Origin of the sequence: Streptococcus rupicaprae, from assembly GCF_040545225.1 — a bacterium.
In the GTDB taxonomy this organism is placed as follows: domain Bacteria; phylum Bacillota; class Bacilli; order Lactobacillales; family Streptococcaceae; genus Streptococcus; species Streptococcus rupicaprae.
The window spans coordinates 1-3373 of sequence record NZ_JBEPLO010000051.1 but is presented as its reverse complement, the minus strand read 5'-3'; the positions used below and the strand labels follow the sequence as shown (position 1 = coordinate 3373).

Here is a 3373-nt window from a genome sequence, read left to right as displayed (position 1 = left end):
TAATTATAAACCATGACATGAGAAAACGAGCATCTCCAACTGCGGAAATGCTCGTTTTTGTCTATTCTGAAACTAGTTTTTGCCCAGCCTCTTTTTGATCGCCAAATACGGATTCTTTAGTAGGAAACATCCAGTCTTTCCTACTATGCTATTTTTTTGTATCCCAGAAAGGCCAAATGTTTTCCTATCTTGTTCCCATTTCCAAGTTCAGCCTAAAAGGCAAGATAACAAGTCCGCTGCTTTCACTCCATTATCCTGCCGCAATTCGATCAAAAAAAGCCCCAAAGGGCTTTTTTCTTAACGACGAAGTCCGAGTGATTGGATCAATTCGCGGTAACGGTTAACGTCTGTGCGGCGAAGGTAAGCCAAGAGGTTACGACGGTGACCGATTTTCTTCAACAAACCACGGTAAGTAGCATAGTCATGCTTGTGCTCTTTGATGTGGTTGTTCAAGTGGTTGATTTCCCAAGTAAGCACTGCTACTTGTACTTCAACTGAACCGGTGTCGCCTTCATGACGAGCGTATTGAGCGATGATTTCATTTTTTTTCTCTTTTGAGATTGCCATGTGTTTTCTCCTTTTATTGTGGCCTAATCCGAGTTTCAGGTTGGCATGCCATCAACCAAGAAAAGGCTAATTTGTCCAGTGGACTTCTATTAGTCTACCAGTCTTTTCCTACTTTGTCAAATCAAACGATAGAATCCTTTACCAGCCAAATTCTTCATAGAAGATACGGCCTCTTGGGACACCTTGCTTGGTCAAGACCTTAATCCAATAGCGGGCCATAACAGCTGGTCCACTGATTAAAACTGTAACATCTTTTTTGTTTTCTGGTAAATCCGCCACCACATCTGCTGCTGGAACAGGCCCAATGATGAGCTGGCTTTTGAAATTGTCACGCTTGTTCCACTCTGCAAACTTCTCTTGATAGAGAAGATTATTTGGCGTACTAGCACCATAAAAGACAGAGGTCGGAATGTGTTGATTTCCCTCAATAATGGACAAAATCGGTGTGATCCCAATCCCACCTGAGATTGCAATCAACTTGCCAGGCGCCTGGTCATCAATAACCGTCTGGTACATGCCATAACCTGCTGTAACGAAGACTTCTGCATGTGCGGGTACAAGCTGAAGCCCCTTAGTAAAGTCTCCATCACCACGAATGGCCAACACCAACTCTCCCTGGTCCTCTGCAGGATGATTGACCGCAGAAAAAGGATGGGGTTCGGTGAGCCCCTTGTAGCTTGGAAAGGAGATAAAGACAAAGTCTCCTGGACGGATGCTCTTTGCCAACTTTTTACTTGGAAGAGCAATGCGGAGCTCATGGATATTGTCGCCAATGGCACGATTGCTGAGTAGCTTTGAGGTATAGCCCTTGGCTGTCGGCTTGATTTTACTATAGAGATAGGTTCCAAAGACAAAGACACTGGTCAGCCAAAAGACCGCCATGAAACTGGTATTGGCCCGAATATAATCAATCAACTGCACATGCACAAAAATCAAGAAGGTCGCTAGGATATTGAGGCGATGCAGCCAGACAGACACCTCGTGTTTAAAGACCGTCTCCAAGGAACGCTTGAGTTTGCCAAGCACAGGCACCCGACTAGTCAACCAGCCAGCCATAAAAACCGTTGAATAAAGGGCCAAACTCAAGAAAATCATAAAGGCCACATTTCCTGTCATTTGGACAAGACCGAAAGACGGGTTCATGTTTTTATGGAAGAAAGAAAACAAGATCGCAACCAGGCTCAAAATCCCATGGATCATATAGGCCGCTGGCAGACCGATATAGCGGTCAATCCAGCGTGGACGCGTCCCGATATAAATGGCTAATAGCATCCAAACATAAGCGATAATCCCGTATGCAACGCCCAGTTTTTGGCTCTCAAACATAGCCTCTAGGCCATTCACATAGGTATAAATAAAGGGAAAAGGGATCAGAAAGACTGCCGTCAACCAGGCAATCCAAACTGAGAATTTGTGTGTATTAAGCATGTTATAGTACTCCATGTTGAAAATAGTGATGTGTGGCACCGATCTGGTAGAGACCACTCAAACGGTGTCGGGCGATGAGATTACGAGCCCTGGTTTCTTCGCAAGTCATCAGTGCTGTCGCCCAGATGTCTGCCTGCACCAAGCTATTGGCGACAATCGTAACCTGGTCAATAGCAGAGCTGCTAGCTTTGATATGCTGACCCTTCTTACTGAGGCCAGAAGTGGCGATGGCTCCATCTTTCAAGCTAAAGCGACTGACCACTTGCTGAGGGTTGAGCGCATCTTCAATCCCAACCTGCCACGTAAAATCTGAGCTTGCCCCAGTCAACAACTGCATATCTCCTGCTCCATTAAGACCAACTGCCTCGATGACAGCAGACTCTAGTAGGGGTCTCAAGTGGCGGTCAAAAACCTGCTCAATAGCCCATCCCTTAACCAAACCCGTCGGATTGTAGTCCCCATCAAAAAAAGGATCAAAGGCACCTTCTGTTTCTTCTTGGGCCGCTAGGCTTTTGGCATACACTTCCTGAAAGTCTGGATCGAGTAAAAGCTCTTTCTCACCAGCTCGAAAGCGTGAAACCATTGACCCTGCCTTAAAAGGGGAGAAGTCATCCTCGATTTTTCGTAAATCTGTCAGCACCTGGTCTGACACTGTTTCGAGTAAAACCTGGCCCTTGTCCTTGTCAGAAACCACCAATGTGATGGTAAAAGGCATGGTCATGGCCTCGATTGTTTTATACAGAATCGCCCTCATTATTGAGCCTGTACCAAGGCGTCTTGCAGGGACCCTGTGAAGCCTTTGTAAGCCTCGCTGGCACCTGAAATTTGCGTCAATTCTGCCGATTGTGTTTCCAGCGCTTCTGCCGTATAAACAGGCAAGGCATCTGCATTGATTTGTTCCGATGTTGGATTGTCCTTGGGCCATGTAAGCATGGTAATATCGGTCAGCTGGCCACCAGAAATGGTAACTTGGACCTGGTAATCCCCTCGGTTGGTCGAGGTCACTTGACCTGTATAAACACCATCTACATATTGCCCCTCAGCTTGCATCTGACTGCTTTCAAGCGTTTCATCTGCTGAGGAGGAATTTACTGAAGCAGCTGACGTATCTGTGCTTGCTGCCTCCTCTTTTTCTCCCTTAAAGAACAAAAAATAGGCATTCAAACCTGCCGCTACAATGGCTAATCCTCCCACAATGAGAGAAAGTAATTTTTTCATCAAAAATCTCCTTACATAGTGATATCTTATTATACACTATTTTTCCTTAAAGTTTTCTAAACTCAAAAAGAGGCCGGGCAAAAACTAGTTTCAAAATAAAACCACGCAGTGATTTCTGTCTTGAAAACAATCAAGATGAAAGAATCACTGTGTGGTTTTT

4 protein-coding genes are annotated in these 3373 nt (G+C 45.2%); all 4 read right to left on the bottom strand.

Features of this window, described 5'->3' with window-relative positions:
• Window positions 1-297: 297 nt before the first annotated feature.
• Window positions 298-567: a 30S ribosomal protein S15 gene (gene rpsO, locus ABID29_RS12190; RefSeq protein WP_018367802.1), complete on the bottom strand. Its 270-nt coding sequence runs from the start codon at window positions 565-567 to the stop codon at window positions 298-300.
• Window positions 568-705: 138 nt separating this feature from the next.
• A complete protein-coding gene (locus ABID29_RS12185) occupies window positions 706-1995 on the bottom strand; it encodes an iron reductase (RefSeq protein WP_354366413.1) in 1290 nt (429 codons plus the stop codon).
• 1 nt (window position 1996) lies between these two features.
• Window positions 1997-2749 carry an FAD:protein FMN transferase gene (locus ABID29_RS12180; protein WP_354366411.1) on the bottom strand — a complete coding sequence of 251 codons (753 nt, stop codon included), beginning with the start codon at window positions 2747-2749 and terminating at the stop codon, window positions 1997-1999.
• Window positions 2749-3213, bottom strand: a complete 465-nt coding sequence (locus ABID29_RS12175; RefSeq protein WP_354366409.1) for an FMN-binding protein — start codon at window positions 3211-3213, stop codon at window positions 2749-2751. The genes ABID29_RS12180 and ABID29_RS12175 overlap by 1 nt, the downstream gene beginning before the upstream one ends.
• Window positions 3214-3373: the final 160 nt, after the last annotated feature.